This window comes from Ancylobacter sonchi (assembly GCF_018390695.1).
Classification (GTDB): Bacteria; Pseudomonadota; Alphaproteobacteria; order Rhizobiales; family Xanthobacteraceae; genus Ancylobacter; species Ancylobacter sonchi.
Genome location: NZ_JAHBGF010000015.1, coordinates 38176 through 63852, shown reverse-complemented (window position 1 = coordinate 63852; position 25677 = coordinate 38176). Strand labels below are relative to the sequence as shown.

Here is a 25677-nt window from a genome sequence, read left to right as displayed (position 1 = left end):
GCTGTCAGTCTCCGCGTCGTGCCGCGACGGTCAGCTTGCCGCGCGGCTTTTCCTGTTCCGGTTCGTCCTGCGTGGGTGCATCGAGGCCGAAAAGCCGCCGCACTTCGCCGAGGCGCGCCGACGTCTCGCCCTCGAGCGCGCCGCTGGCTGACAGCACCTGTTCGACCAGGGCGAAGGCGGTGGCTCGGGTCTCGGCGTCCTCCGCGCGCAGCAGTTCGGGAATCGCCTGCAGGGCGGCCGAGCGGTCGGCGAGCAGCATCGAGAACTGCTCACGCACCAGCGCCTTGAACTGGGGTAGTGTCAGCTTGCGGGCATGCCCGCCTTGGCGACGCAACTGCTTGATGGCCTGGAAGCCGCGCTCGTCGGCGCCGCCACGGGCGCTGCCCACATAGAGCAGGGCGCGCAGCGCCGCCTCCAGGACGCCGCCGCGGGCGAAGCCGGCGCGCAGCTCCTCGATCTTCTTCGCCAAGAGTTCGGCATGCAACAGGCTCTTGCTGGCGGTGCGCGGGCGCCGGGACGAGGTGGAATCGACGCCGACCGCCGCTTGCAGCACCGGCGACCCGTAGACAGTGCGAAAGACCAGCTCGGCCTGATGCTCCATCGCCTTGCGCCAGCCGTCGAGGCTTTCGACGATCTGGCGCGAGACCTGTTCCTGCGCCTTGAGGTAGGCATTGTCCTCGGCGACCGGACGGCGGTCCTCGCGCACCTTGGCGACCGCGTCGTCGAGCCAGCCGAGAGCGGGGTTCTGCGAGCCGAACATCTCGTAGGACAGCCGCAGCGGGTGCAACTTGCGCATGGTCTCCGCCATGGCCGGATTGGTCATCGCCCGCACGAAGGGCTGAACCAGCGCCCGGTAGAGCGACAGGTTGATCTCGGAGACCCGCGCCGCCGCGGCGAAGCTGCGCTCATCGGCGAGGTCGTTGCCACCCAGCGCCCGGATATCGTCGAGATCGCGGGCCTCGCAGCGCATGATCCAGTCGCCGGTGATCAGCTCGGGATCGGCATCGGTGTCCGACTTCCGCGTGAACGTCGCTTCGTAGAGGCCGGGCGGCAGCACGTCGATGAAGTCGATATTGGAGGCGAACTCCTCGTGCTCCTTCTTGGCGACGCTGCCGGAAACGAAGATGCCGAGATGGCCGACCGTGTCATGCACGGCATAGACAATAGTCTGGCCGTAGGAGCGGATCTCGTCGACGCTGTCATAGAGGTCGAGGATCCAGTCCAGCGCCTGCTGCGGCGGGGTGATGTTGTCGCCGCGCGAGCAGAACGCCACGATCGGCGAGCGGATATTACGCAGGTCGACCTGCACGCCGTCGGAGGTACTGATCTCGCCGCAGGCGAGCCGGTTGCCGATGAACAGCTCATCGACGATGAACTGGATCTCCTCTGCGTTCAGCGTGACGTGGCCGCCCCACCATTTCTCGAAGCCGAGATAGCGCTCCACCTCGGTATCAACCTTGGAATACAGGTTGTACTGCTTGCTCCAGAGCGTGTTGGCGGGGTTCTGGTTCTCGAAATTCTGCACCAGCCAGGCACCGTCGAAGATGCCGGCGCCGAGGTCGCTGGTCAGCGCGGTCAGCCAGCTGCCGCCGAGCAGGCCACCGGAATAGCGCATCGGGTTGACGCCCTTCACCCCCGCCCAATAGGACAGCGGCGCGCCGGCGATGATGATCGGCCCGAACAGCTCGGGACGCACCGCCGCCAGCATCATTACCGCCCAGCCCGCCTGGCAGTTGCCGATGACACAGGGCTTGCCCTCTGCCTGCGGGTGGCGCGCGGCGACCCGTTCCAGGAAGACGGCTTCGGCCCGGGCGATGTCCTCGATGGTCTGGCCGGGCATGGGAGCGGGCAGGAAGCCGACGAAATAGCAGGGATGGCCAGCGGCCATCGCCACGCCGATCTCGCTGTCGGCCTTGAAGCCACCAATGCCCGGGCCATGGCCGGCGCGCGGATCGACGACGACGAAGGGACGCTTGGCGTCGTCGGTCCTCACGTCGGCCGGCGGCACGATCCGCGCGAGCAGGTAATTGACCGGGCGCGGGAGGCTGCGCCCGTCCCAAATGAGTTCCGCCTTGTAGTCCAGCACGTTCGGTGCCGGCTCAGCCATGTGCTGCTCATATTGCAGCCCGCGCTGGCGCAGGGCGTCGAGGAACAGCGTCCAACGTTGCGCGGCGTCGACGAGATAGGCACCGGCATCGGAAGCCATATTCGGAGCATTATGCATGATGCACTCCTCCAAAACTGCTCGACCCTACCCGCGATCCAAGTATCGTCCATGACAGTGAGGGGCGATTTGACGGGTGTCAAACTGCGGCGATGTGCCGTGGTCGGTAATCGGGTGAGAAGTGGCGGTTTCCGGGAGCGGCTCTTGCGGCGGGCGCGTCGATGGAGCAGAATCCGGCAGGATTGTACCAGCAATCAAGGCTCGCTGGGCTTGATCAAGAGTCGTCGGGAATGGTGTCCTATGCATCGAGATGGGATATCCGACCAAAGGCGGCGCGCGTGGCGTGTGTATCTTGACGGGTACGCCTCGGCTTGCCGCGTGCCCGCCGATATGGCGACGTGGCATGCGTCGGGATCCGCCCCGAGCGCTGTCGCGGCAGTCCTGCTGAAAGCCTACCCTTCAAAATTCAGCCAAGTCGATCCGTGCTCCGCCCTATGGACGAGAAGCGGTATCGGCCACGAGAATCGCAGGCACCACAATCGGCGGGACGAAAAACGTCCCGCCCGAGACGACGACCACGCGCGTTCCGAGGCCTAGCGGCGCTCGCCGGATTCTGCCGTGCCGCATCTGCAGGGAGGAGAAACATGGCTGACACGACCGAGACGCATGCGGCCCTTGCCGACGAGACCTTCATGTCGGCGGCGGATCTGCAGAACTACATGGAAAAGATCGCCATGGCGCATGCCAAGGAGGTCGTGGACGCCATGGGCCAAGCCACTCTGGCGCGCGAGCAGCTCGCCAAGACCTTGTCCGAGCCGATGGAGTTGACGCCGGAGGCGCTAGCGGAGATTTCCGGCCGCCTTCAGGTGAAGCTGCGCGCCGCCGCCGAACGTGGCGACACCGAGATCATGGTGATGCGCTTCCCGAACCTGCTGTGCACCGACCACGGCCGGGCGATCAACAACACGCTGGAGGGCTGGCCCGACACGCTGACCGGGCGGCCGCGCCAGGCCTACGAGCTCTGGCGCGACCGGCTGAAGCCGGCGGGCTACGGGTTGAAGGCGATGATCGTCGACTGGCCGAACGGCATGCCGGGCGATGTCGGCTTCTTCCTCACCTGGACCCGGAAATAGCCCGCGGGAAATATCCCGGCGCCGGGTCCGGTGGGTAGGTTCCGATGCCGTACGCTTCCCGGTATAAGCCGGGAAGCGTACGGCGCCCGGAGAAGGGGCGAACTGGCCTTGTGAAAGAGTTGCGTCATGACCGAGCCGCACCCGTCTGCCGTCGAACACCTGCCCTTCTTCATCACCGCCCCCGGCGGTACCGACGTGCTGATGATCATCGCGGTCGTGACGCTCGTCGGGGCGGTACTGCTGGCGGGCGTCTTCTTCCTCACCGTACATTCGCTGCCCGAGCGCCTGGCGCATAAGGGGCAGAAGCTGCAATTCGAGATCGTCGCAGTGCTGTGCCTGCTGGCGCTGTTCACTCACTCCCATGTGTTGTGGGTGGGGGCGTTGCTGCTGGCCTTCGTCGACCTGCCGGATTTCCTCTCGCCGCTGAACCGCATCGCGCGCGCGTCGGAAAAGCTCGCCGACCTGCCACCGCCGCCCGATCCCCCAGCGGCCATCGAGTCGCACGCGACCGCGTCCCACTCGCAGGTGGGAGGCTGAGATGCTCGAGCTGTTTCTGTGTTCGATGCTGACGGTGCTGCCGGACTATCTCTATCGGCGCTACGGCCAGGGCAAACGCTTCGGCCATGAGATCACGCTGTATTCCGTCTGGTACGAACTGCGCTGGGGCATCACCACCTGCCTCATGCTGACGGTGTCGCTGATCACCATCATCTTCTACAACCATCCTTCCTCCACCAACGTCACCGCCTATTTCCGCACCGTCTCGATCCTGCCGGAAACCATCGGCCGGGTGGCGGAGGTCTATGTCGGCGTGAGCGATCACGTCACCAAAGGCGAGCCGATCCTCCGCCTCGACAGCAGCGCGCAGCAGGCCGCGGTTGAAACCGCACGCCGCCGCATCGTGGAAACCGATGCGGCGATGGTGGTGGCGCGGTCGGACGTCGCCGCCGCCGAGGGGCAGATCACTGCCGCCACGGAATCGCTGCAGCAGGCCCGTGACGAATTGCAGACCAAGCAGGAGCTGGTCGCGCGCAACGCCGACGTGGTGACGCGCCGCGAGATCGAGCGGCTGCAGAATGTCGTCGATGGCCGCGAGGGTTCGCTGGCGGCGGCTCTGGCCGCCAGGGAAGGCGCGCAGTCCCGCCTCACCGCGCTGTTGCCGGCGCAGAAGGCCAGTGCCGAGGCGGCGCTCGCCGAGGCTGAGACGGCGCTCGCCAAGACAGTGGTGCGCGCCGGGGTGGACGGGCGCGTCGAGCAATTCACCCTGCGGGTGGGAGACCTCGTCAACCCGATGATCCGCTCGGCCGGCCTGCTCATCCCCGACGATACCGGCCGCCAGCGGCTGATCGCCGGCTTCGGCCAGATCGAGGCGCAGGTGATGAAGCCCGGCATGGTGGCCGAGGCGACCTGCATCTCCAAACCCTTCGTCATCATTCCGATGGTGGTGACGAGCGTGCAGGACTTCATCGCCGCCGGGCAGTTCCGCGCCGGCGAGCAACTGCTGGACGCCCAGCAGGTGCAGCAGCCGGGCACGCTAACCATCACCCTCGAGCCGCTCTACAAAGGCGGCCTCGATGACGTGCCGCCGGGATCGAGCTGCATCGCCAATGCCTACTCCAGCAACCATGATCGGCTGGCGGCCGGAGGGCTCGGCCCGGCGGCCTGGTTCTATCTCCACATGGTGGACACGGTGGCGCTGGTCCACGCGCTGCTGCTGCGCCTGCAGGCCCTGATCCTGCCGATCCAGACGCTGGTGTTCAGCGGCGGGCACTGAAAAAGCCCCGCCGCCGTCATCCCTGCCGCGTGCATCCGCCCGCGCGGAGCCGCCTGCGAGAATAACCCGGTGTCTCCAGGATGCCCGATCTCCATCGGGCATCCTTTGTCGCCGTATCGCTCCGCCGGCGGGGAGGGGACGGCCTGGGCCGAACCTCAGGGGCCGCGCGCCGTGACGGTCGCGCCGCCCCGGTCGACGCTCACGGCACCTGCCGGACCGCGCCCTTGGCGGCGCTGGTGGCGAGCGCGGCATAGGCCTTGAGAGCGGTGGTCACGTTGCGCTTGCGCGGCGCGGCCGGCTTCCAGCCGCTCGCCTCCTGCGCTTCGCGGCGGGCGGCAAGCTCGGCGTCGTCGACCGCGAGGTGGATGCGGCGGTTGGGGATGTCGATCTCGATGGTGTCGCCTTCGCGCACCAGGCCGATCGTGCCGCCCTCGGCCGCTTCCGGCGAGACATGGCCGATGGACAGGCCTGAGGAGCCGCCCGAGAACCGCCCGTCGGTGACCAGCGCGCACAGTTTGCCGAGGCCCTTCGACTTCAGGTAGCTGGTCGGGTACAGCATCTCCTGCATGCCCGGCCCGCCGCGCGGTCCCTCGTAGCGGATCAGCACGATCTGGCCCGGCTTCACCCGGTTGCCGAGAATGGCGGAGACCGCATCGTCCTGGCTTTCGAACACGGTTGCGGTGCCGGTGAACTTCAGGATCGACTCGTCGACGCCGGCCGTCTTCACGATGCAGCCGTCCTCGGCGAGGTTGCCGTAGAGCACCGCGAGGCCGCCATCCTTGGAGAAGGCGTGCTCGGCATTGCGGATCACGCCCGTCTCGCGGTCGGTGTCGACGTCGTCGTAGCGCGCCGATTGGCTGAAGGCGACCTGGGTGGGAACGCCGCCCGGTCCGGCACGGTAGAAGTCGTGCACCGCCTCGCTGGAGCTGCGCTTGACGTCCCAATGGTCGAGAGCCGCCTTGAGGTTCGGCGCATGGACTGAGCCGACCGAGGTATCGAGAAGCCCCGCGCGATCCAGTTCGCCGAGAATGCCCATGATGCCGCCGGCATGGTGCACATCTTCCATGTGCACGTCGCCGACCGCAGGGGCGACCTTGCACAGCACCGGAACCCGGCGCGACAGCCGGTCGATGTCGGCCATGGTGAAGGGCACCTCGCCCTCATGGGCGGCGGCGAGCAGGTGCAGCACCGTATTGGTGGAGCCGCCCATGGCGATGTCCAGCGTCATGGCGTTCTCGAACGCGGCGAACGAGGCGATGGCGCGCGGCAGCACGCCGGCATCCTCGTCCTCGTAATAGCGGCGGGCGAGGTCGACCACGAGATGGCCGGCCTCGACGAACAGCCGCTTGCGGTCGGCATGGGTCGCCAGCGTCGAGCCATTGCCGGGCAGCGAGAGGCCGAGCGCCTCGGTGAGGCAGTTCATGGAATTGGCGGTGAACATGCCCGAGCAGGAGCCACAGGTCGGGCAGGCCGAGCGCTCGATCGCCTTGACGTCCTCGTCGGCGATGCGATCGTCGGCGGCGGCCACCATGGCGTCGACGAGGTCGAGCGCCTTGGTCTTGCCGCCCAGTACCACCTTGCCGGCCTCCATCGGGCCGCCGGAGACGAAGACGGTGGGGATGTTGAGGCGCAGCGACGCCATCAGCATGCCTGGCGTGATCTTGTCGCAGTTGGAGATGCACACCATGGCGTCGGCGCAGTGCGCGTTGACCATGTATTCCACGCTGTCGGCGATGAGCTCGCGCGACGGCAGCGAGTAGAGCATGCCGTCATGGCCCATGGCGATGCCGTCATCGACCGCGATGGTGTTGAATTCCTTGGCGACGCCGCCCGCCGCCTCGATCTCGCGCGCCACCAACTGGCCGAGGTCCTTCAGGTGGACATGGCCCGGTACGAACTGGGTGAACGAGTTGACCACCGCGATGATCGGCTTGCCGAAATCGTCGTCCTTCATGCCGGTGGCGCGCCAGAGGCCGCGCGCACCGGCCATGTTGCGGCCGTGGGTGGTGGTACGGGAACGGTAGGCGGGCATGGAATTTCTCCAAACTGTCGTGCCGCGCTTATGCGCTTCGCGCCGGGACGGCGCAACCGTTTCGCGGTCCGGGAGGCAGGATTGGAATCCCTGTAGGAAGCACGGGAATGAACGCTCGGCCGATGCTGCGCGGTCAGTGACGGCCACCCGTCCGCGCGGGCTGACGGAGCGGGTCCCGCTCCTGTCGGACGCTCGTTTCTTGATGCCGAGGGCCATCTGTTGTCGGAACGGCACGGCACCCGGCTGCGTATATTTCAGGATGATTTTGGGAATCGTTTCGCAGGCAAGGTGGCGACGGCCGGTGATAGTGCCATTGATCGCGGTGGGGAGACGTTTGTCGACAATGTCACGCAGATGACTTTCGACGATTGTCAGGAACGCCCCTCCGATCGATGCCGCCATGGTGGAACTGGACATGCCGCGCGTGTAATCGTGGCGGCAGATACTTCAACGTATTCACCAGACCATTCTGGAGAATGGCGGCAACATCCTCGACCTTCAGGGCGAAGGAAGGCGGCTTCTCCACAGCTAGGGCGCACTAGAGCCAGAGCGCAGTCTGCGCGGGACTTGCCTTGCCGCGCCGTTTTGCCGATCCGAAGGCAGACAGCCATGATCCTTGAATTCAGCGGGTGAGATCGAGGCTCGCTGTCCTGCCGTGGTGATGGACGACATCGAATGCTCGTGCGCACCGGAATGCGATCGCTCGAACGATGGGCGCAGCGGGACGTCTCCTTGGAACGCAACCGAAAAACGCCATCGCTATCAGCGATATCGGAAGGTAACGTTCCCCCCGACTCCATGTCGGGGTCATGGGGCGTGGCATGAAAATTCGGTCGGTTTCACACGGCGTGTCGCGGGCACGCGCGCAGGGGCTCGTTGCGTTCAGTCTGGGGGTTGGCGGCCTCGCGCAGGCGGCGCAGGCAGATATTCTCCTCCCCCCGACACCGACCACCTACCAGACGCTGAATTTTGGATCGTACGGCACCTTCCTCACCGGCATTCGCGGCGACAACATCGTCGGCAACTACACCATTCCCGGTGCCGGCGAGACCGGTGGCCTCTATTACAACATCGCGACGCAGACTTGGTCGGCGATGCCGGAGGCCAGCGCCAACGGCGCGAATTTTCCGGGCGCCATCGGCTCCTCGCCCTATGGCCCGAATTTCGGCAATCCGGGCGGCATCCTGCGCGTGGTCGGCAGCTACCAGACCGCCGCCTCGGCCCCCTATGACCTGAGCTATCTCTACGATGCCGCGCAGGCGCCGGGGCAGCAGATCACCACCTTGATCTATCCGGGTGAGGACACGCTCTACACCATCGCGCACAGCACCTTCGGCAACAGGGTGATCGGCAATTATGACACCAGGCTCGCGACCGGCAACGCCTTCATCTACGACATCGATACCGGCACCTACACCACCAACAATATTCCCGGCGCCATCAGCACCACCGCCTATGGCATCTATGGCGACAAGATCGCCGGCGGCTACGGGCAGATAAAAGTCGGCGACGGTATCCATGCCGAGCACGGCTACATCTACGATCTGGCCACCGGCACTTACACCACCTACGACCATCCCGGTGCGGTGGCGACGCATTTCGAGGGCATCACCAGCGGTGGCCGGTCCGGGGAATACAACCTCGTCGCCAACTGGGTGACCGCCGACGGCACGGTGCATCCGGCGGTGATGCATGTCGACGCGCTGGGCATCGCCACCTGGTACGAGATCGAGATCCCCGGCGCGGTGGTGTCTTCGAACTCCGCCTATGGCGATAATGTCGTCGGCATCTATGTCGACGAGAACGGCATCAACGGCTATCTCGCCACCATTCCCGGCATCTACAACCCGATCCGCAACACCGGCACGCTGACATCCAGCGCCGAGAACGACGCGGTGCTCTCCGGCCGCAAGGGCGACGACATCATCAACAGCGGCACCGTCGCGGTCACCGGCAATGGCGGCGTCGGCATGCGCGGCGAGACTTATGGCGTGCTGACCAACACCAGCACCGGCACGATCACCGCCAGCGGCATTGCCGGCGCGGCGGTGGAACTGCACGGGCTCTACGGCACCTTCGTCAATTACGGCACGCTGCACACCGCCTTCGTCGCCGACGCCCTGCGCACCGGGCTCGACGCCTACGGCACGCAGATCGTCAATATGGGCATCATCGACGGCCGTCTGGCCATGACAGGGGGTGCGGCCAAGCGGTTCGAGAACAGCGGTTGGCTCGGCGTCAGTGGCACCGGGCCGTCGATCACCCACCTGTTCAGCGGCACCTTCGTGCAGACATCGGCCGGCACCTATGCGGCGCGCGTGACCGACACCGGCACCGACGTGTTCGAGGTGACCGGCACGGCTCGGCTCGCCGGCACGCTGCAGGCCTCCTTCCAGACTACGAGCTTCGCGCCGACCACCACGCTGATCGCCGCGACGCAGGGCATCACCGGCACGTTCGACAACTTCGTTACCGACGGCCTGCCGGCGCTGTTCGACGTCAGCCTGAACTATCAGCCGAACACCGTGACGATGAGCGCGGCCGCCGATCTCGCCGGGCTGGCGAACATCACGCCGAACCAGCAGGCGGTGGGCTCTGCCATCGACGGCATCATCAACGCCACCACCAACGGCCTGCTGACCAGCCTGCCGGGTGCGCTGGCGCCGCTCTACGACCTCACCTCCGACCAACTGCCGGCGGCGCTGAGCGCCTTGTCCGGCGAGGCCTATGCCAGCGAAAGCTCGGTTCTGGTCGGCGACAGCCTCTACAGCCGGCAGGCCGTGCTCGGCCGTCTGCGACAGGGCGCCTATGCCGGCCAGTCCGGGCCGACTTCTGCGCTGGGCTATGGCGGGCCGGCTCTCGCCTACGCCGCGCCGACCGCCTCCGGCGTGCCGTTCCCGACCAAGGCGCCGGCGGCGATCCAGCCGAGCTTCAACGGCACCATCTGGGCGCAGGGCTTCGGCGGCTGGGCCGAATATGATGGCGGCGCCTCGACCTCCAATGTCGACGAGACTATCGGCGGCATCCTGTCCGGCGCCGACGTCAAGGTCGGCGACTGGTTGCTCGGCGCCGCGCTGGGCTACACGCATTCCAGCGCCGACGTCGATGCGCTCGCCAGCTCGTCGGACGCCGACAGCCTGGTGCTGGCGCTCTATGCCGGTACCCGCTCCGGCCCGTGGAACCTGCGCGTCGGGGCCAGCTACGCCTTCAACTGGATCGATACCGAGCGCACCATCGCCTATCCCGGCTATAGCGAGCAGGCGACGGCCGATTATGACGGCGGCACCACGCAGATCTTCGGCGAGATCGGCTACGGCTTCGCCGTCCAGAAGCTGGCGATCGAGCCGTTTGCCGGCCTCGCCTATGTCCATGTCTCGACCGACGACTTCATCGAGACCGGTGCGTCCGCCGGCCTGACGGGCTCCGCCGGCTCGATGGGCGTTGGCTATTCCTCGCTCGGCCTGCGGGTCGCGACGGCGATGGAGCTTTCCGCCGGCAAGGTGCTGGAGCCCCATGCCTCGGTCGCCTGGCAGTATGCCTTTGGCGATATCACGCCGGAGGCGCAGATGGCTTTCCTCAGCGCGCCCGGTGCCAATTTCACCGTGGCCGGCGTGCCGCTCGCCGAAAACACCGCGTTGGTCGAGATCGGTGCGGATCTGAGCCTCAGCGAACAGGCGCGGATCGGCCTGTCCTATGTCGGCCAGTTCGCCGACAACGTCACCGTCAACGCCGTGCAGGCGAACCTGACGTGGCGCTTCTGACCGGTCGAGGGCGACACTCGGGAACTGGCTTCCCGGTTGGTGACGATGTCGGCTTCCGGGACGACCCGGCACAGGCGATGCCGCCCACATTATGGGTTGATGTCGCGAGGTGGGTATTGATGGGCATGGCCTCTTTCCCGCGAGAGAAGCGATTCATGTCAGGCGGTCTCCAGGGGCTCCAGTCATGAGCGGCCGGGCAAAATCTGCTCGGCCCAGATCGCCTGCGTGAGCAGTCGGTCGTCGGCTCCCGACACCGCGCAGAGCTGGGTCGATAGTGGCAGTCCGTCCGGCGTCCATCCGGTCGGAAGAGCCACGCTTGGCATGTCCAGGAAGCTTGCGATCATCGTCAGCGCCAGGGTCGCCACATTCACCTCGGCGAAGCGCGCGGGATCGGCCTCCAACGGCGCCAGCGGCGGCGGTAGGTGCTTGACGGTCGGCAGGATCAGCACAGCGTCGCCGAGTTCCGTGCGCAGGCGCTGCATCTCCCGCGCGCGGATCGCGACGAGTTCGGCGGCCACCTCCGCGGATATGCGGGCAGCGCCGTCGAGACGGCTTGCCACCCGCGTGTCGATCAGTGCCCGCTGCGGGCCGGTCAGCACGTCGAGGTGCAGTTGCCGCGCCTCATAGGCGCCGAGCCAGCCAAGGGCAGCGATGGCGTCGCGGGCACGATGCCAGGCGTCGATCCGCTGGCGACGGATCGGAACATGGCGGGACAATCGCGCGAGCACTTCGTCAAAATGGGTGCGGACCGGCGCGGTGACGGCAGGGCCGTCCAGCAGGGCGTCGTCGACAATGAGTTCTGCCGGAGCGGGACGCGGCGTGGGTGCCGCAAGGCCGCGCATCGCGGCGTCCATCGTCATGCAATCGGCCATGGAGCCGGCGAGCGGACCGAGGCTGTCGAGGCTCCTCGCCAGAGGAAACACGCCCGCCATGTCATAGCGCGCCTGCGAGGACTTGTAGCCGACGCAGCCGGTGAAGGCGGCGGGCACCCGCACCGAGCCGGCCGTGTCGGTACCGATCGCCACGGGGACGATCCCGCGCTGGACCGCGACGGCCGAGCCGCAGGACGAACCACCCGGCATGCGTGGCTCGACCCCCGGAAAACCCGCTGTCGGCGTGCCGAAATGCGGATTGGCGCCGAGGCCGGAAAAGGCGAACTCGCTGAGATTGGTCTTGCCAATCGGAATGAAGCCGAGGCGCCGTGTCGCCGCGACCACCGGTGCGTCCACCTTCGCGGGCTCGGCCGCGTCGCGGGTACGCGAGCCGGCGCTGGTCCGGGTGCCGGCGATGTCGAACAGGTCCTTCCACGCGATCGGAATGCCGTCATGGCGACTGAGCGGTCGCCCGTCCGCCCATCGCCGGCGAGCGGCATGGGCTTCCGCGAGCGCCGATTCCGGCATGAGCATGATGAAAACGGCCTCGGAGGCCCGCGCCCGCTCGAGCGCGCCCTCGACCAGTCGGACGGAATCGGTCCGGCCGGCGGCCAGATCGGCGGCGAGGTCATCGAGGGTCTCGGGCATGGACGGCTCCGGTGGCTGGGAGGCGCTCGGCCGACGTCGTGCGCGCCGACCGAGGGCGGTCTTCTGTGTGTCAGACGTGACCGTACTTCGCCAGCGCATCGGCGAGCGAGAGGCCATTGGCCAGTTCGGCGCGGATGGCGACCTCGGTGCGGGTGAGACGCTCGGCCTCGACGAGCACGGCCTCGACCACACCGGCGGGGATGACGATCACGCCGTCCTCGTCGCCGAGCAGGAAGTCACCCGGTGTCACCTCGACGGTGCGGCTGGTGGCGCCGCGCATGACAACCGGCACCTGCCAGGCATTGACCTTCCAGCGGCCGATCGACTGGGTCGGCGTGCGGTAGCGCGCGAAGACCGGGAAACCATGCTCGCCGATCCAGCGAATGTCGCGGATGCCGCCATCGATCACCGCACCGACGCAGCCGCGTTCCTTCATGCCGAGCGCGATGAGCTCGCCGAAATAGCAGACGCCCTCGCCGTCGCCGCTCCACACGGTGATCTCGTCCGGGCCGACGCCGTGACAGGCCTTCATCTTCTCGGCGTCGCCGCCGAGCGGGTAGGGGGTCTTCTGGCCGCGGATCGTGTAGGCCCAGCCGGCGATGCGGTTCTTGTCGGCAGGATAGGGCACGAAGTCGGCGGCGAGGCTCTGGTTCATGAAGCCGAGCGTGTCGAGCACGTCGGCGACGTTCGATGTGTCGACGGCGAGATAGCGGCGGCGGATGTCGGCCTTCTGCTCCGGCGTGAAGGCCGGCGCGCTGTCCGTGGCGGTCATGAGGGTGTCTCCCTGAATCAGATGTTGGGCAGGTAGCCGCCGTCCACGCGGATCACCGAGCCGGTGATGTAGCTGGCACGGGCGCTGGCGAGAAAAGCGACGGCGTCGGCATATTCCTCGGGCGTGCCATAGCGCCCTGCGGGGATGGAGCTCGTGCTTTCGGCGATGACGGTCTCGACGGTCCGTCCCTCCCGCTTCGCCTTCTGCTCGTCGAGGAAAGCGATGCGGGCGGTGGCGATGCGCCCGGGCAGGATGACGTTGGCGGTGACGCCGTCGGCCGCCACTTCCCGCGCCAGCGTCTTGGACCAGCCGACCAGGGTGGAGCGCAGCGCGTTGGAAACGCCGAGATTGGGAATCGGCGCTACCACACCCGAGGAGGTGGAGGTGACGATCCGTCCCCATTTGCGCGCCCGCATGGCCGGCAGCACGCGATCGGTGAGATGGATCACCGACAGCACCATGGCGCGGAACTGCGCTTCCCAGATCGCCGGCGCAACGCCGTGGCCGGTGCTCGGCGGCGGCCCACCGGTATTGTTGACGAGGATATCTACCGGTCCCAGCGCCGCCTCGATCGCCGCGACGTGACCCTCGCATGCGTCTAGGTCGGCGAGGTTCCAGGTAAGCGGCAGTGTCGCCGCTCCCAGCGCGTCGAGTTCGGCCTGCGTGATCTTCAGCGCCTCAGCGTCGATGTCGGCAAGGGCGACCCTCGCACCTTCCGCCGCCAGCGTGCGGGCGATGGCGCGGCCGAGCCCGCCGCCGGCGCCGAGCACCAGCGCCGTGCGTCCGTTCAGTTCCAGATCCATGGGAGCGACTTTCTACGATCCGACCCGCAGCGGCGCGTTCAGCTTGCGCAGGTAGGAAATGACCGAGAGGGCGGTGATGCGCCCGGTCTTGGGGTTGTCGGTGGGGATGTTGGCTATCGACATCGAGAAGCTCGCCGAATCCGCGTCGACCTCGATGGTGTGGGTGTTGCGGGTGAGCGCGGGATCGGCCCAGATCTCCAGCCGGGTGCGGTCTGGCCCGATGCCGGCCAGCGCCAGCGCCACCGCGACATTGAGGTTGGCGGGAAAGCCGATGGCCGCCTCACGCGGGGTGCCGTCGAAGACGCGCAGCGGCTCGGTGATGTCGTCGATGGCGATGTCGCGCTCGACCAGATAGGGCGCGCCCACCAGCCCCTTGACCGGCTTGCGGGTGACCATGCGCACCGAGCGGATGTCTCCCTCCGCGGCCGCTGTCACGGCATCGAGCCCCAGCAGAGCACCCGTCGGCACCACGATCTGCCCGCCATGGATGCGGGCCAGCTCGACGAGTTCGTGATGCGCAAGGATCGCTCCGGAGGAGAGCACGATCACCGTCTTGCCGGCCCTGAGGAAAGGTTCGGCGATGGCGGGTAGCAATGCCGCTGGCGCGCATTCGACGACGATGTCGGCAAGGGCCTCCAGTTCCTCAACCGCGACCACGGGCACCGGGCGCCGCATATCCGCGAGGCGTTCGGCCGCGCGGGCGCGGTCATTGGCGGAGACAGCGACGAGCTCGCAGCCGGGCAGACCCTTGTCGAGGGCCCGCGCCACGCGCAGGCCGACGGCGCCGAGCCCGGCGATAGCGACGCGAAAGACGCCCCTGTGATGGGCCGGCGAGACCGGCGCGGGCGCCGGCTTGGAGGAGGGGGAACTCATGACTGCGTGCCTTGCGTGGAAAGATCGTCGGGTGCCGGGAACAGCGACGTGTAGTGCTGCGCACAGGCCCCGGCGGTGGTGAACCAGATGCGGTCGCGATGGCGGGCAAGCGCTTCCATCACCCGGCGGAACTGCCGGAGGCGGAAGGGCTGGCCGACGATGAAAGTGTGGATGGTGATGCCGTAGACGAGGGACTGGCCCTCGGACTGGGTCAACATCTCCTCCAGATTGTCGATCGCCATGTCGGCGAAGGCCGAGGCGGTGCCGTCGTGCAGCACCACCATCGGCACGTCGTTGACCTCGTGCGGATAGGGCATGGCGAGCAGCGGGCCGCCAGCGGTCTTCATCCATACCGGCTGGTCGTCGATCGGCCAGTCCAGCGTGTAGCCGTAGCCGGCCTGCGCCAGCAGGTCCTCGGTGCGCGCGCTGGGATGGGCGCCTGGGCTCATCCAGCCGGCGGGGGGCGTGCCTTCCTCCTTGCCGATGCGGGCCGTCACCTCGGCGATAAGTGCGCGCTCGGTCGCCTCGTCCATGCCGTTTTGATGCTCGGAATTCGTGCGGCCATGGGCGACGATCTCGTCGCCGCGTCGGCGATGAGCGGCGACGAGTTCCGGACAGTGATCGTAGCAGGCGCTGTTGAGCAACACGGTCAGCGGCAGGCCGTACTCCTCGAACAGCTCGATAAGCCGCCAGCCCCCGACGCGGTTGCCATATTCACGCCAGCCCCAATTGTAGGAATTGGGATGGCTGAGGCCCGGTGAATAGGCGAGACCGAGCCCGGAGCCGTAGGAAAAATGCTCCACGCACAGCGCGACATAGACGGCGAGGCGCTTGCCGCCCGGCCAGGAGAAGTCGGGCCGGGCAGTGATGGGCGAATAGGCGAAGCGGTTATGAGACGGCAGCATGGAGTTCTCCCGGGGGCGTCAGGGCCGGTAATCGGCCGGGGCGACGACAAGGCTGAGATCGATGCTGCCGACATTGTCCGGCGTGACAAGCACGGCGGGCGTCACCACCTTCGCTTCCACCTTGCCCTTCGTCGCGGCCGCCATCGCCTGGTCGAGTGCCGCCTTGCCCTGCGCGACGATCTGCTGGATCGAGGTGCAGGCGAGATCGCCGTCCTTGAGCATCTGCTGGGCCGTCGGCGACAGGTTGGACGCCGACACCTTCACGGATGTCTTGCCGGCGCTCTTGAGCGCCGAAGCCACGCCCGCCGCCATGTCGTCGGTGGCGCTGTAGACGCCGGCGAGGCCCGGGAAGCGCTGGATCCAGTCATCGGTCGTGGTCAGCGCCGCGTTGCGGTTGTCGGCGAGGCGCGACTCCGCGACGATCGTCACGCCGGGAGCCACCTTGGCGAGGGTGTCCCTGAAGCCCTGCGCGCGCAGGTCCGACCAGGCCTGGCCGCTGGGGCCGGCCATCATCGCCACTTCGCCCTTACCGCCGATGGCCTTCGCCAGGCACTCGGCCTGGAGTTTGCCCATGTCGTAATGGTCGGCGCTGACCACGGCGGCGAGCTTGCCGGTATTGGGCGGCGATGAGATGCCGACCACCGGAATGCCGGCGGCCACAGCCCGCTCGACGATCGCCTTCACCGCGTCGCCATTGGTGGCGCCGACGATTATGGCATCGACCTTGCGCTGAATCAGGTCCTGGATCTGCGAAATCTGCTGGCTCGAATTGGCATCGCCGCCGGCGCTGAGCGTGACGAGCTTCGCCTTGTCGGCCTTGGCGGCGGTGTCGACGCCGTACAGCACGGAAATCCAGAAGGACGAGCCGAGGTTCGGGACGGAGACCCCGATGACCGGTTCGGCGGCGACGGCCGGCGCGACGGTCGTGGAGAGGAGGAGGGTGGCGAAGGAGGCGGCACGGAACAGGTTCATCGGAACGTCCCTTTCGGTTGGCAGGTCCTGGAAAACCGGGAAAGCAGGAAGCGCAGGCCCGTATCCATCAGCCCGGAAGCGATGATCACGGCGCCGACGGCGATCTGGGCGAAGAAGGGCGAAACGCCGGACAGGTTGAGCCCGGTGAGCACCACCTGGACGAAGGCCGCGCCGGCCAGCACTGCCCACGCATTGGCGCGAGCGCCGGCCAGGGCGGTGCCGCCGATGACCGCCGCGGCGATGGACTGCAGCTCCATGCCCGCGCCTTCGGTCGGCAGGCCGGCGCCGGCGCGGGCTGCCATCAGCGCACCGGCAAGTCCGGCAAAGGCGCCGCAGAGCTGGTAGGCGCTCATCTCGATGCGCCAGGAGGCCCCACCCAGCAGCGCCAGCGCCTCGGGGTTCGAGCCGAGCATCAGGAGGCGTCGGCCAAGGGCCAGATGGCGCAGCACGACATGGGCGCCGCCGATGCAGGCGAGCGCGACCCAGCCCAGCAGCGGCAGGCCGAGCACCGCATCGAAGGCGAGACCCGCCGTCTCCGCCGCCTCGATGGGCACCGCCTGTCCGTCGCCGGTGACGAGAAGCGCGAGGCCCTTCACTGCCAGCAGCGTGCCCAGCGTGGCAATGATGGGTTGGAAACGGGCGTGGCCCACCAGCCATCCATTCACCGTTCCGCAGGCAAGGCCGACAGGCACGGCGAGAAGCAGCGCCGGCAGTCCGAAGGCGTTCGCCGCCATCGCCCCCACCGTCCCCGACAGCGCGGCGACCGCTCCGACCGAGATGTCGAAGCCGCGCACGGTGATGGCGAACATCTGTCCGACCGCCAGCAAGGCAAGGATCCAGATCTGGCCGGCGATGCTGAGCGCGTTGTCGAACGTCAGGAAGCCGGGCGTCGCGAGGCCGAACAGCACCACGGCCGCCAGGATCGAGGCCGGCGCAACGAGGAAGCGGGCGCCGCCTTCCGTGAGATGCCTCATCGCGCGGCCCTCCGGGCGAGGCGCTTCAGCACGGTCCAGTCCTTCTGCAGGCCGACGGCGACCAGCACGGCAAGGCCGAGCAGCACCAGTTGCCACGCCACTGGCAGGTTGAGCAGCACCACCGCATTGTTGAGCATGGCCACGGTGAGTACGCCGGACACGACCTGCAGGACGTGTCCACGCCCCCCCGACAGCGGCAGGCCGCCGATGGCGCAAGCCGCGATGGTCTCGAAGGGCAGGTTCGGTGCGAGAGCCGGCTGGCCGGAGGCCACGCGGCTGGTCAGGATGATGGCCCCGACGGCGCAGAAGGCACCGGCCGCCGCATAGCCGAGAAGGGTGACGCGGGCGACATCGATCCCCGCGAGCCGCGCGGCCAGCGGATTGGCGCCGACATGGTACCAGAGCCGGCCGATCCGCCCGTAGGCCAGCAGCACATGCAGCACGCCGCAGGCGAGCAGGGCTGCGAGGATCGGGACGGGGATGCCGAGGACGCGCCCGCGCGCCGGCCAGGAGAAGGCGGCGGAGGGCGGCGCATCCAGGGGCAGGCCGCCGACCAGCCAGGCGGCGATGCCGGAGGCCATCATCAGCGTGCCGAGGGTCACGATGACCGGCGGCAGCCCCATGCGTCCAACCAGCCAGCCATTCACCATGCCGATGCCGATGACGGTGGCGCCTCCCACCGCCAGACCGGCGACCGGCCCGGTGGCGGGCAGCACCATCACCGTCACCACGCTGGCCAGTGCGGCGGAGGCGCCAAACGAGAATTCGATGCCGCCGAGAATGATGACGATCGCCTGCCCGCAGGCGACGATGCAGAGGATCGCCGCGACGCGCAGGACGTTCTCCAGATTGCCGAAGCTGGCGAAACGCGGCACCAGCAGGCAGCACATCAGGAACAGGCCGAGGCAGACCACCGCCACCGTCGGCGGGCGAGACAGCCGCAGGGATGAGGGGAGGTCGAATAGACGCTTGGTCATCATGCCGCGAGGCTCCCGGACAGTGCCGACAGCAGCGCCGCGCGCGGGGCGTCGCCCGGCAGTTCTGCGGCGAGGAGATGGTCGCGCATCACCAGATAGCGATGGGCGAGCACCATGAGCTCGTCGAGGTCGCTGGTGGCGACCAGGACCGCCACGCCCGCCGCCGCGGCTTCGCGGATGGCATCGTGGATGATGCCGCGTGCGGCTAGATCGACGCCGCGCGTCGGCTCCAGGAGGACCATCGCCTTCAGGCCCGGCAGGGCGAGGCCGCGGCCGATGAGCAGTTTCTGCTGGTTGCCGCCGCTGAACGTCGCGGCTTCCGCGTCGGGCTGCGATGGATGCAGCTTGAGCCGGCGTATCAGAGGATCGATCCGTTCCGCCTCTTCGGATCTGCGCAGCCAGCCGAGACGCGCGAGCGTGCCGAGCGCGGAGACGGAGACGTTGCGGCGCGCCGACAGCGGGGCGAACAGGCCCTCGACGTGACGATCGGCCGGCACGTAGGCGATGCCGAGTGCGGCCGCGCGCTTGCGATCGCCGGACGCGAAGGCTTGCCCCGCCACGGAAAGCCCTCCAGCCCCGGACTGTGCGCCGGCCAGCCATGCGGCAAGGGCGAGCGCGCCGGAGCCGATCAGGCCGGCAAGCCCGACGACCTCGCCAGCGTGGACGGTGACGCTGATGTCGCTTCGTGCGTCGCGCCGGGCGGCGAAGCCGCGACCGACCAATACCGGATCAGTCCGTACGCACCTGCGCTCCGGCGGCGCCTCGACACCCGCGCCGAGCATGGCGTGGGTCAGTTCCTCACGGCTGTGACGGCCGATCGGCGCGGCGTCGATCACTGTGCGGCCGTCGCGCAAGACGGTGACATCGTCAGCGAGCGCCTCGATCTCGTCGAAGCGATGGGAGATGAACAAGGCCGCCGTACCCGTGGCGCAAAGCCGGCGAACCACGGTGAACAGCCGGTCGGCCTCGCTGGCGTTGAGGGTGGCGGTCGGCTCATCGAGTACCAGCACGCGGCAATCGAGGCTGAGCGCGCGCGCCACCTCGACCAGCTGGCGCTCGCCAAGCGACAGCGCCGCAAGCGGGGTTGTGAGGTCGACATTGAGGCCGACCTCGTCGAGCCAGGCCCGCGCCCGGGGGGGATCGACCAGACGCTTACGTGCCAGGAACCCGCCGCTGCCGGCAAGGGCGAAAGCCGAGAGGTTTTCGTGGACGCTAAGTTCCGGAAACAGGCTGAGATGCTGATGGATCGGCACGATGCCCGAGCGGAGCGCCTGCGTCACCGAGCCGAAGGTCGTCGGAACTCCGGCGAGCTCGACATGGCCGGCATCGGGCGTCACCGCGCCGACGAGGATCTTGACGAGCGTCGACTTGCCCGCGCCGTTCTCGCCGAGCAGGGCATGCACCCGGCCCTGTCTTAGGACGAGCCGTGCATCGCGCAACGCACAGGTCGCCCCATAGGTCTTGGCGATGCCGGTGGCGACGAGCGCTTCATCGGATAAAGGCATGGGAATCCTCGCCCGGACGCTGACGTTCGGGATGAGTGGACGACGGTGTTGAGCGGTGGAAATCAGATGCCGCTACGATGCCGAGCGGCAGGACCTGTCACAAACGATTTGTTCGGCACGCATGCATGATCTAGGCTCATGCATGACGGAGGTGGTGTATGAGAAAGAGGCGACTGCCACCTTTGAATGCGCTGAAGGGGTTCGAGGCCGCGGCGCGCCATCTCTCCTTCACCCGGGCGGCGGACGAGCTTCACCTCACTCAGGGGGCGGTCAGCCGGCAGGTGAAGGAACTCGAGATCGAGCTGGGCCAGGACCTGTTCGTCCGCCACACGCGGCGTATCGAGCTCACCGCCGAGGGCGAGCAGTTCTATCGCGTGGTCGAGGGAATCTTCGACGAGTTGGAGCGCGCCGCATTGCGGCTGACGCGCCGGCGCAGCGATCCCGCCATCACCATCAGCGCGCTGCCGACGATCGCCACGGTCTGGCTCATGCCCCGGCTGCATCTGCTGGTCGCCCGCCATCCCGAGATCGAGGCGCGTATCGTTTCCTCGATCGAAGCGGCGGATCTCCTTGCCCACGACGCCGATGTCGCTATCCGGGTCGGCCGCCTGCCGGGCCGGCGCTACGAGCGCTCCCAGCCGCGCATCGAGTTGCCGATGGTCACTCGCTGGGACGGCGTACACGCCGACGAATTGTTTCCTGACCGGCTCGTGCCGGTATGTGCGCCAGCGTTGCTGACGAATGAGGTGCGAGCGGCGGCCGACCTCCTCGCCTATCCGCTGATACACACCACCACGCGGCGCTATGCTTGGCCGGACTGGCTGCGGGCCAATGGTGTGCGCTACGAGGCGGAGGCCGATCCGCACCTGCAGTTCGGGCATTTCTTCATGGCGCTCGACGCGGCCCGGCAGGGGCGTGGGGTCGCGCTGGTGCCGGATATCCTGCTGGCGCAGGACGAGAGCGCGCGGGGGCTCTGCATTCCCTATTTGAGCGAGATCACGAGCGCGGGCGAATACTACCTGCTCATCCATGAGTCGCGGATGGACGATCCGCGTGTGCAGCTTGCTCGGTCATGGCTTCTCGACGAGGCGATAGCCTTGCGCAGGTACAACTTCATCGCCTCCGCCGAATGAGATGCTTAGCCGTCTTGCTTGCGCCCGCCGCAGCCGCGATCACGACCTGCGGCTTCCCGTCAAACAGCGGGCGCGGGAAAAACATGCGGGTTTTGCCAAGCGCCATAGTTCCATCTGCATATGGATCAATGCGTTGTGCGTCCGTTGCCTAAGCGCCTAAGCGCCTAAGCGCCTAGGGGCCGAGGTCGGGTAGCGTCAGTCGTGACGGATGACGTTTCGCATTCGGCTCACCCGTCACGTTCCTCTACGCATAAAATCTAGAGAAGCGCAGCTCCATCACGAGCCGGCCGTTTTCGTGGACAGCTGTACTCGATTGGGCTGGCCATAGGTTTGCGATCCCCGCTGGGCTTCGAGCAGTTCACGGGCCGTGGCGACGAGCACCAGCCAGGCGCCGGCGAGCAGGGCGACATCCTTTAGCACCAATCGTCCGGCCCCCGACAGATAGGGGAATCCATGCTCGGCATCGCCAAGGGCGGGGACCCAGGCTTCCGGCGTCGTCACCAGGAACGATAGCGTGATGAAGGGAGTACCGAAGGCGAGAAAAGTACCGACGAGGCCGATCTTCCGGTTCCAGAGGCCGATCAGCGTCATGCCGCCGATGAGCAGTTCGAGCGTGCCGAGCCCTCGCGCAAAGCCATAGCTATTGTTCGACACCTGCCAGGCCCGCTTCGCCGGATCGAGCTCGCCTTCGCGGGTGAGGTGCGACTTGTAGTCCTTCGGGTCGTCGTAGAAGAACGACATGAAGGGACTGTTCGCGACGAAGGGGGTGATGCTGTCCGCTTCGTAGGGCACGAATTTGAGCGCTCCTATCCAGAGGAAGATGATCGCGATCGCGATCTTCATGCCGGCGATACCGATCCTGAACGACAGGGGCGCCGCAACGATCCTGAGGCCGCGCAGATAGAGCTGTTCCATGTCCGCCTCTCAGATGTCGACGAGCGCCGCGAGGGCGTCGAGGGTGCGGGTGGAATAGACGAGCGCGGCGCCGGCATTCAGCGCGATGGCGACGCCAAGCGCTTCGGCGATCTCTTCGCGCGTCGCGCCGAGCTTGTGGGCCTGTTCGCTATGGACGGTTATGCAGCCGTCGCAGCGAAGGGTGACGGCGCACGCCAGCGCGATGAGTTCGCGCGTCTTGGCGTCCAGGTGGCCGGTCTTGCCGCCGGCGCCGCCGAGCTGGACATAGCCTCTCACCGTGTCGGGGCTCAGCTTTCCCATGTCGCCGACGCCCGCCAGCACCTGCTGACGGTAGTCGTTCCAGTCCATCATGCTCATGTCTCGTCTCCGGATTGCACTCATGACATGCGCGCAGCGCATCGAATATATTGTCGATGTTGCTTGTCGCGCGGCGAATGGCTTGTTGATGAAATAATTTTTCGGCGGTCTCTATAGAAAATTCGTCATCGAATATTCTCGATGTTGGAGAATTTCTATGTGACGAGATTGTGCGCGATCTATTCCTGCCGGAACAGTCATCCGGCGTGGCGAGATAACCTATACGATTGTATGGGTAGTGGATGGGCGCTACTCGCCGATGCCTTACGGTAACGCACGGCAGGAGGGGCGCGCGGCGGAGATCGCGTGGGGCGCTCTGTCGCGCTGGCGACCTATTCGGCCGCCAGCCCCTCCGCGTCATGCGCCTGCGCGGTCGGCAGCCGGACCTCGAAGACCGCGCCCCCCTTCTCGCCGTTTCGGCCCAGCAGCGAGCCCCCGCAGGCCTCGACGATGGTGCGGCAGATGGCGAGGCCGATGCCCATTCCTTCGCGCTTGGTCGTGAAGAAGGGATTGAACAGCTTCGAAAGATTTTCCGGGACGATGCCGCTGCCGTGGTCGCGCACCGACAGAAGCAGCAGGTCCTGCCCCTCGGCGCGGAGGCTTATCTCGAGCTGGCGCGCGTCTTCCGCGGTCTCGCCCATTGCGTGCATGCCATTGGTCATCAGATTGATGATCACCTGCTGCAGCTCCACGCGATCGGCAACGACCGCCGCATCGTCCGATCCGAGGTCGAGCCGCACCCGCGTGCCGGTCGCGAGCAGTTCGCGGTCGAGCAGGCTGACCGCTTCTTCGGCCACTTTCCGCAGATCGACCGGCTCGGGTTGCCGACGCGCTTGCCTCAGTTGCTCGCGGGTGCGCTGTATGATGTCGCTGGCCCGCACGCCGTCCTTCACCGCTCGTTCGGCGGCGCGGGTCGCGGCGTCCAGGTCGGGTGGGTCGCGCTGAAGCCAGCGGACACAGGCCTGCACGCTCATCACCATGGCGCCGATCGGCTGGTTCAGCTCATGCGCGATGGAGGCGGAGATCGCCCCGACGGTGGAGATGCGCCCGACCCGCGCCAGTTCCTGCTGGGCGGCGGCCAATGCCTCGCGCGCCGCCTCGCGTTCGGTGATGTCGAGCATGGCGCCGCTCACCCGGCGGAACGACGCATCGTCGTCCGGCAAGGTCATCACCAGCATGACCGTGAGTTCGCGCCCGTCGAGTGCGCGCAACCGGATCTGGGTCTCCACATGGCCCGATCGATTGCGGATCGCCGCCACGAGCGGCTCCAGCAGCATGTCGGAGTTGATCAGGAAGCGCTCGATGGGCCCGAGCACCGAAGCGCGGGTTGGGCTGGCCAGAAGCCGCGCCGTCGCTTCGTTCACATCGACAAGGTGCACGAGCTCGGCGAGTTTATCGAGGGACGTTCTCTCGCGAGGCATATCGCGCCCGCTGCCTGTGCGGCCGCTCGGCGCCTCCAGCGCCTCCTTCAGATCGGTGAGATCCATTTCGCAGAGCGAAACATGTGCCTGCTCGAACAGCGACCGGTATCGGCTCTCGCTCTGGGCCAGCGCCCCGAGTGTGCGCTTGCGCGCGCTGAAGTCGAACGCGATCAGGCTGAGGCCGCCGGTGATGGCGAGATAGAAGCCGACCGCGGCAAGCCCGCTTCCTTCCGCCAGCGCCTGCGAAATCAACGGCGAGAAGGCGCCGCCAATGATGCCGCCGAAATTGAACGCCACCGAGGTGCCGGAATAGCGGATCCGCGGAGGAAACAGCTCGGGTAGCCACGCGGCGAGAGGGCCGTTGACGAACCCCATGACGAATAATGAGAAGGACAGGAACAGGAAGACGATCGTGAGCGAGCCGCTGCCCATCATGGGCGACAGCAGGATGCCGGAGAGAATGGTCCCGGCGCAGCCGACGATCAGGATGTTCTCGGGACTGAAGCGATCCGATAGCCAGCTTGCCAGCACGATGCTGGCGCCCATGAAAAGAATGGCCCCGAGCTCGATGAGCAGGAAGGCCGAGCGCGGATAGCCGAGGACGGACGTACCGTAGCCGAGGGCGAAGGCGGTCGCCGTGTAGTAGAGCGAAAAACACGCGACGACGCCGAACGTGCCGGCAACGACCTGGTGCGGGTGGGTGCGCAGCAGTTCCAGAAGCGGGACGCGCGGGGGCGGCGCCTCGGCGAGAGCCGCGGCGAACTCCATGGTCTCCACCAGATTGAGCCTAACCCACAGGCCGATCCAGATCAGGGGGATGCTGGCGAGGAAGGGCACCCGCCAGCCCCAGTCGCGAAACTCCTCGACCGAGAGGACCAGGGTGAGGATGAGAAACAGCCCGTTGGCGATGATGAAGCCGATCGGGGCGCCAAGCGGTGCGAACATCGCGTAGCGGGCGCGCCAGCCGGGCGGGGCGTTCTCCAGGGCAAGCAGCGTCGCGCCCGTCCATTCGCCGCCGAGCGCCAACCCCTGGCCGAAACGCAGCAGGCACAGCAGCAGCGGCGCCAGCCATCCCACCAGTTCGTAGGTGGGCAGCAGGCCGATGGCGGCGGTCGAGCCGCCCATCAGCAGAAGCGAAGCCACCAATGTCGTCTTGCGGCCGATACGGTCGCCGAAATGGCCGAACACCGCGCCTCCGAGCGGCCGCGCGATGAACGCGATGCCGAAGCTCGCATAGGCGCCGATCAGTTCCATCGAGGGCACGGATGCCGGGAAGAACAGCGGTCCAAAGATCAGGCTCGCCGCCGTGGCATAGATGTAGAAGTCGTAGAACTCCACCGCCGTGCCGACCAAGCTGGCGAACAGCACGCGCGCCGACTTCTGGCGGGAGCCTCCCGGTCCGGCGCTGCTCATGCCGCGCCGATAGTGCTGGCGCGGAGCGGGATGCTCGTGTGCTTGCGAGGTACCGGTCCGTGGTCTCCGGTGGAGTGATCGAAACGCACGGCGGGAGGCTCCAGATCGCGCAGATATTCCGTTGTCTATCGGTATCGATCCACGACGTCTACTGATCATGTATTTTGGATATGTCTGAATTAGATGTCTATATGTCCGAAATTGAGCGCTTTGACCTTTATTTATTGCAGAAATGTCCTTGGCTTGATCTAAAATAAACATGGCGCGTTTTGT

The 25677-nt window shown here is 67.1% G+C and carries 19 protein-coding genes; 5 read left to right on the top strand and 14 right to left on the bottom strand.

Going from position 1 to position 25677, the window contains the following annotated elements:
- Positions 1–4: 4 nt before the first annotated feature.
- On the bottom strand, positions 5–2224 hold the full coding sequence (locus KHC28_RS07310; protein ID WP_246564476.1) for a DUF3141 domain-containing protein: 2220 nt from the start codon (positions 2222–2224) through the stop codon (positions 5–7).
- A gap of 584 nt (positions 2225–2808) precedes the next feature.
- Here KHC28_RS07310 and KHC28_RS07305 point away from each other — a divergent pair.
- The 3 genes from KHC28_RS07305 (at position 2809) to KHC28_RS07295 (ending at position 5071) form a co-directional block, all read left to right on the top strand.
- Positions 2809–3297, top strand: coding sequence for a hypothetical protein (locus tag KHC28_RS07305; protein WP_214007686.1), 489 nt, complete (start codon positions 2809–2811; stop codon positions 3295–3297).
- A gap of 126 nt (positions 3298–3423) precedes the next feature.
- Positions 3424–3834 (top strand): hypothetical protein, encoded by a 411-nt coding sequence (locus tag KHC28_RS07300; RefSeq protein WP_214007685.1) that lies wholly within the window; start codon positions 3424–3426, stop codon positions 3832–3834.
- A gap of 1 nt (position 3835) precedes the next feature.
- A complete protein-coding gene (locus tag KHC28_RS07295; RefSeq protein ID WP_214007684.1) occupies positions 3836–5071 on the top strand; it encodes an HlyD family secretion protein in 1236 nt (411 codons plus the stop codon).
- A gap of 199 nt (positions 5072–5270) precedes the next feature.
- Here the strand turns inward: KHC28_RS07295 and ilvD are convergent, their stop codons facing one another.
- Positions 5271–7103 (bottom strand): dihydroxy-acid dehydratase, encoded by a 1833-nt coding sequence (ilvD, locus tag KHC28_RS07290; protein ID WP_214007683.1) that lies wholly within the window; start codon positions 7101–7103, stop codon positions 5271–5273.
- Between the two features lie 848 nt (positions 7104–7951).
- Here ilvD and KHC28_RS07285 point away from each other — a divergent pair.
- The gene (locus KHC28_RS07285) at positions 7952–10864 is read left to right on the top strand and encodes an autotransporter outer membrane beta-barrel domain-containing protein (RefSeq protein ID WP_312893122.1); all 2913 of its coding nucleotides are present in this window, start codon (positions 7952–7954) and stop codon (positions 10862–10864) included.
- Between the two features lie 182 nt (positions 10865–11046).
- Here KHC28_RS07285 and KHC28_RS07280 read toward each other — a convergent pair whose 3' ends face one another.
- Genes KHC28_RS07280 through KHC28_RS07240 form a run of 9 tightly spaced genes read right to left on the bottom strand, consistent with a single transcriptional unit; the run spans position 11047 to position 20165 of the window.
- Positions 11047–12501: an amidase family protein gene (locus tag KHC28_RS07280; protein ID WP_246564473.1), complete on the bottom strand. Its 1455-nt coding sequence runs from the start codon at positions 12499–12501 to the stop codon at positions 11047–11049.
- Positions 12455–13156, bottom strand: a complete 702-nt coding sequence (locus KHC28_RS07275; protein ID WP_214007681.1) for an RraA family protein — start codon at positions 13154–13156, stop codon at positions 12455–12457. Before KHC28_RS07275 ends, KHC28_RS07280 begins: the two co-directional genes overlap by 47 nt.
- Before the next feature lie 17 nt (positions 13157–13173).
- Positions 13174–13959 carry an SDR family oxidoreductase gene (locus KHC28_RS07270; RefSeq protein ID WP_214007680.1) on the bottom strand — a complete coding sequence of 262 codons (786 nt, stop codon included), beginning with the start codon at positions 13957–13959 and terminating at the stop codon, positions 13174–13176.
- A gap of 12 nt (positions 13960–13971) precedes the next feature.
- The gene (locus KHC28_RS07265) at positions 13972–14832 is read right to left on the bottom strand and encodes an aspartate dehydrogenase (RefSeq protein ID WP_214007679.1); all 861 of its coding nucleotides are present in this window, start codon (positions 14830–14832) and stop codon (positions 13972–13974) included.
- The gene (locus KHC28_RS07260) at positions 14829–15737 is read right to left on the bottom strand and encodes a polysaccharide deacetylase family protein (RefSeq protein WP_214007678.1); all 909 of its coding nucleotides are present in this window, start codon (positions 15735–15737) and stop codon (positions 14829–14831) included. Before KHC28_RS07260 ends, KHC28_RS07265 begins: the two co-directional genes overlap by 4 nt.
- An 18-nt stretch (positions 15738–15755) precedes the next feature.
- Entirely contained in the window at positions 15756–16709 is a 954-nt protein-coding gene (locus tag KHC28_RS07255; protein WP_214007677.1) for a substrate-binding domain-containing protein, read from the bottom strand.
- Positions 16706–17683, bottom strand: coding sequence for an ABC transporter permease (locus KHC28_RS07250; RefSeq protein WP_214007676.1), 978 nt, complete (start codon positions 17681–17683; stop codon positions 16706–16708). Before KHC28_RS07250 ends, KHC28_RS07255 begins: the two co-directional genes overlap by 4 nt.
- A complete protein-coding gene (locus KHC28_RS07245) occupies positions 17680–18663 on the bottom strand; it encodes an ABC transporter permease (protein WP_214007675.1) in 984 nt (327 codons plus the stop codon). Before KHC28_RS07245 ends, KHC28_RS07250 begins: the two co-directional genes overlap by 4 nt.
- Positions 18660–20165, bottom strand: coding sequence for a sugar ABC transporter ATP-binding protein (locus KHC28_RS07240; protein ID WP_214007674.1), 1506 nt, complete (start codon positions 20163–20165; stop codon positions 18660–18662). The genes KHC28_RS07245 and KHC28_RS07240 overlap by 4 nt, the downstream gene beginning before the upstream one ends.
- 158 nt (positions 20166–20323) lie before the next feature.
- On the opposite strand from KHC28_RS07240, the gene KHC28_RS07235 reads away from it, so the two are divergent.
- Complete coding sequence (locus tag KHC28_RS07235) at positions 20324–21298, top strand: LysR substrate-binding domain-containing protein (RefSeq protein WP_214007673.1); 975 nt, start codon at positions 20324–20326, stop codon at positions 21296–21298.
- A 276-nt stretch (positions 21299–21574) separates the two neighbouring features.
- Here the strand turns inward: KHC28_RS07235 and rclC are convergent, their stop codons facing one another.
- From rclC to KHC28_RS07220, 3 genes are all read right to left on the bottom strand, one after another.
- Positions 21575–22213 (bottom strand): reactive chlorine resistance membrane protein RclC, encoded by a 639-nt coding sequence (rclC, locus tag KHC28_RS07230; RefSeq protein ID WP_214007672.1) that lies wholly within the window; start codon positions 22211–22213, stop codon positions 21575–21577.
- 9 nt (positions 22214–22222) lie between these two features.
- Entirely contained in the window at positions 22223–22570 is a 348-nt protein-coding gene (locus KHC28_RS07225; protein ID WP_214007671.1) for a carboxymuconolactone decarboxylase family protein, read from the bottom strand.
- Between the two features lie 332 nt (positions 22571–22902).
- Entirely contained in the window at positions 22903–25665 is a 2763-nt protein-coding gene (locus KHC28_RS07220; RefSeq protein ID WP_246564470.1) for an MFS transporter, read from the bottom strand.
- Positions 25666–25677 lie beyond the last annotated feature (12 nt).

What these genes read in the sequence shown, in the direction of transcription:
- KHC28_RS07265 (WP_214007679.1), bottom strand. Translation starts at nt 14,832, where the DNA reads ATGAGTTCCCCCTCCTCCAAGCCGGCGCCCGCGCCGGTCTCGCCGGCC.
- KHC28_RS07220 (WP_246564470.1), bottom strand. Translation starts at nt 25,665, where the DNA reads ATGTTTATTTTAGATCAAGCCAAGGACATTTCTGCAATAAATAAAGGT.
- KHC28_RS07260 (WP_214007678.1), bottom strand. Translation starts at nt 15,737, where the DNA reads ATGCTGCCGTCTCATAACCGCTTCGCCTATTCGCCCATCACTGCCCGG.
- KHC28_RS07255 (WP_214007677.1), bottom strand. Translation starts at nt 16,709, where the DNA reads ATGAACCTGTTCCGTGCCGCCTCCTTCGCCACCCTCCTCCTCTCCACG.
- KHC28_RS07245 (WP_214007675.1), bottom strand. Translation starts at nt 18,663, where the DNA reads ATGATGACCAAGCGTCTATTCGACCTCCCCTCATCCCTGCGGCTGTCT.
- KHC28_RS07240 (WP_214007674.1), bottom strand. Translation starts at nt 20,165, where the DNA reads ATGCCTTTATCCGATGAAGCGCTCGTCGCCACCGGCATCGCCAAGACC.
- KHC28_RS07300 (WP_214007685.1), top strand. Translation starts at nt 3,424, where the DNA reads ATGACCGAGCCGCACCCGTCTGCCGTCGAACACCTGCCCTTCTTCATC.
- KHC28_RS07275 (WP_214007681.1), bottom strand. Translation starts at nt 13,156, where the DNA reads ATGACCGCCACGGACAGCGCGCCGGCCTTCACGCCGGAGCAGAAGGCC.
- KHC28_RS07305 (WP_214007686.1), top strand. Translation starts at nt 2,809, where the DNA reads ATGGCTGACACGACCGAGACGCATGCGGCCCTTGCCGACGAGACCTTC.
- KHC28_RS07270 (WP_214007680.1), bottom strand. Translation starts at nt 13,959, where the DNA reads ATGGATCTGGAACTGAACGGACGCACGGCGCTGGTGCTCGGCGCCGGC.
- rclC (WP_214007672.1), bottom strand. Translation starts at nt 22,213, where the DNA reads ATGGAACAGCTCTATCTGCGCGGCCTCAGGATCGTTGCGGCGCCCCTG.
- KHC28_RS07235 (WP_214007673.1), top strand. Translation starts at nt 20,324, where the DNA reads ATGAGAAAGAGGCGACTGCCACCTTTGAATGCGCTGAAGGGGTTCGAG.
- KHC28_RS07250 (WP_214007676.1), bottom strand. Translation starts at nt 17,683, where the DNA reads ATGAGGCATCTCACGGAAGGCGGCGCCCGCTTCCTCGTTGCGCCGGCC.
- KHC28_RS07295 (WP_214007684.1), top strand. Translation starts at nt 3,836, where the DNA reads ATGCTCGAGCTGTTTCTGTGTTCGATGCTGACGGTGCTGCCGGACTAT.
- KHC28_RS07310 (WP_246564476.1), bottom strand. Translation starts at nt 2,224, where the DNA reads ATGCATAATGCTCCGAATATGGCTTCCGATGCCGGTGCCTATCTCGTC.
- KHC28_RS07280 (WP_246564473.1), bottom strand. Translation starts at nt 12,501, where the DNA reads ATGGCCTCTCGCTCGCCGATGCGCTGGCGAAGTACGGTCACGTCTGAC.
- KHC28_RS07225 (WP_214007671.1), bottom strand. Translation starts at nt 22,570, where the DNA reads ATGAGCATGATGGACTGGAACGACTACCGTCAGCAGGTGCTGGCGGGC.
- ilvD (WP_214007683.1), bottom strand. Translation starts at nt 7,103, where the DNA reads ATGCCCGCCTACCGTTCCCGTACCACCACCCACGGCCGCAACATGGCC.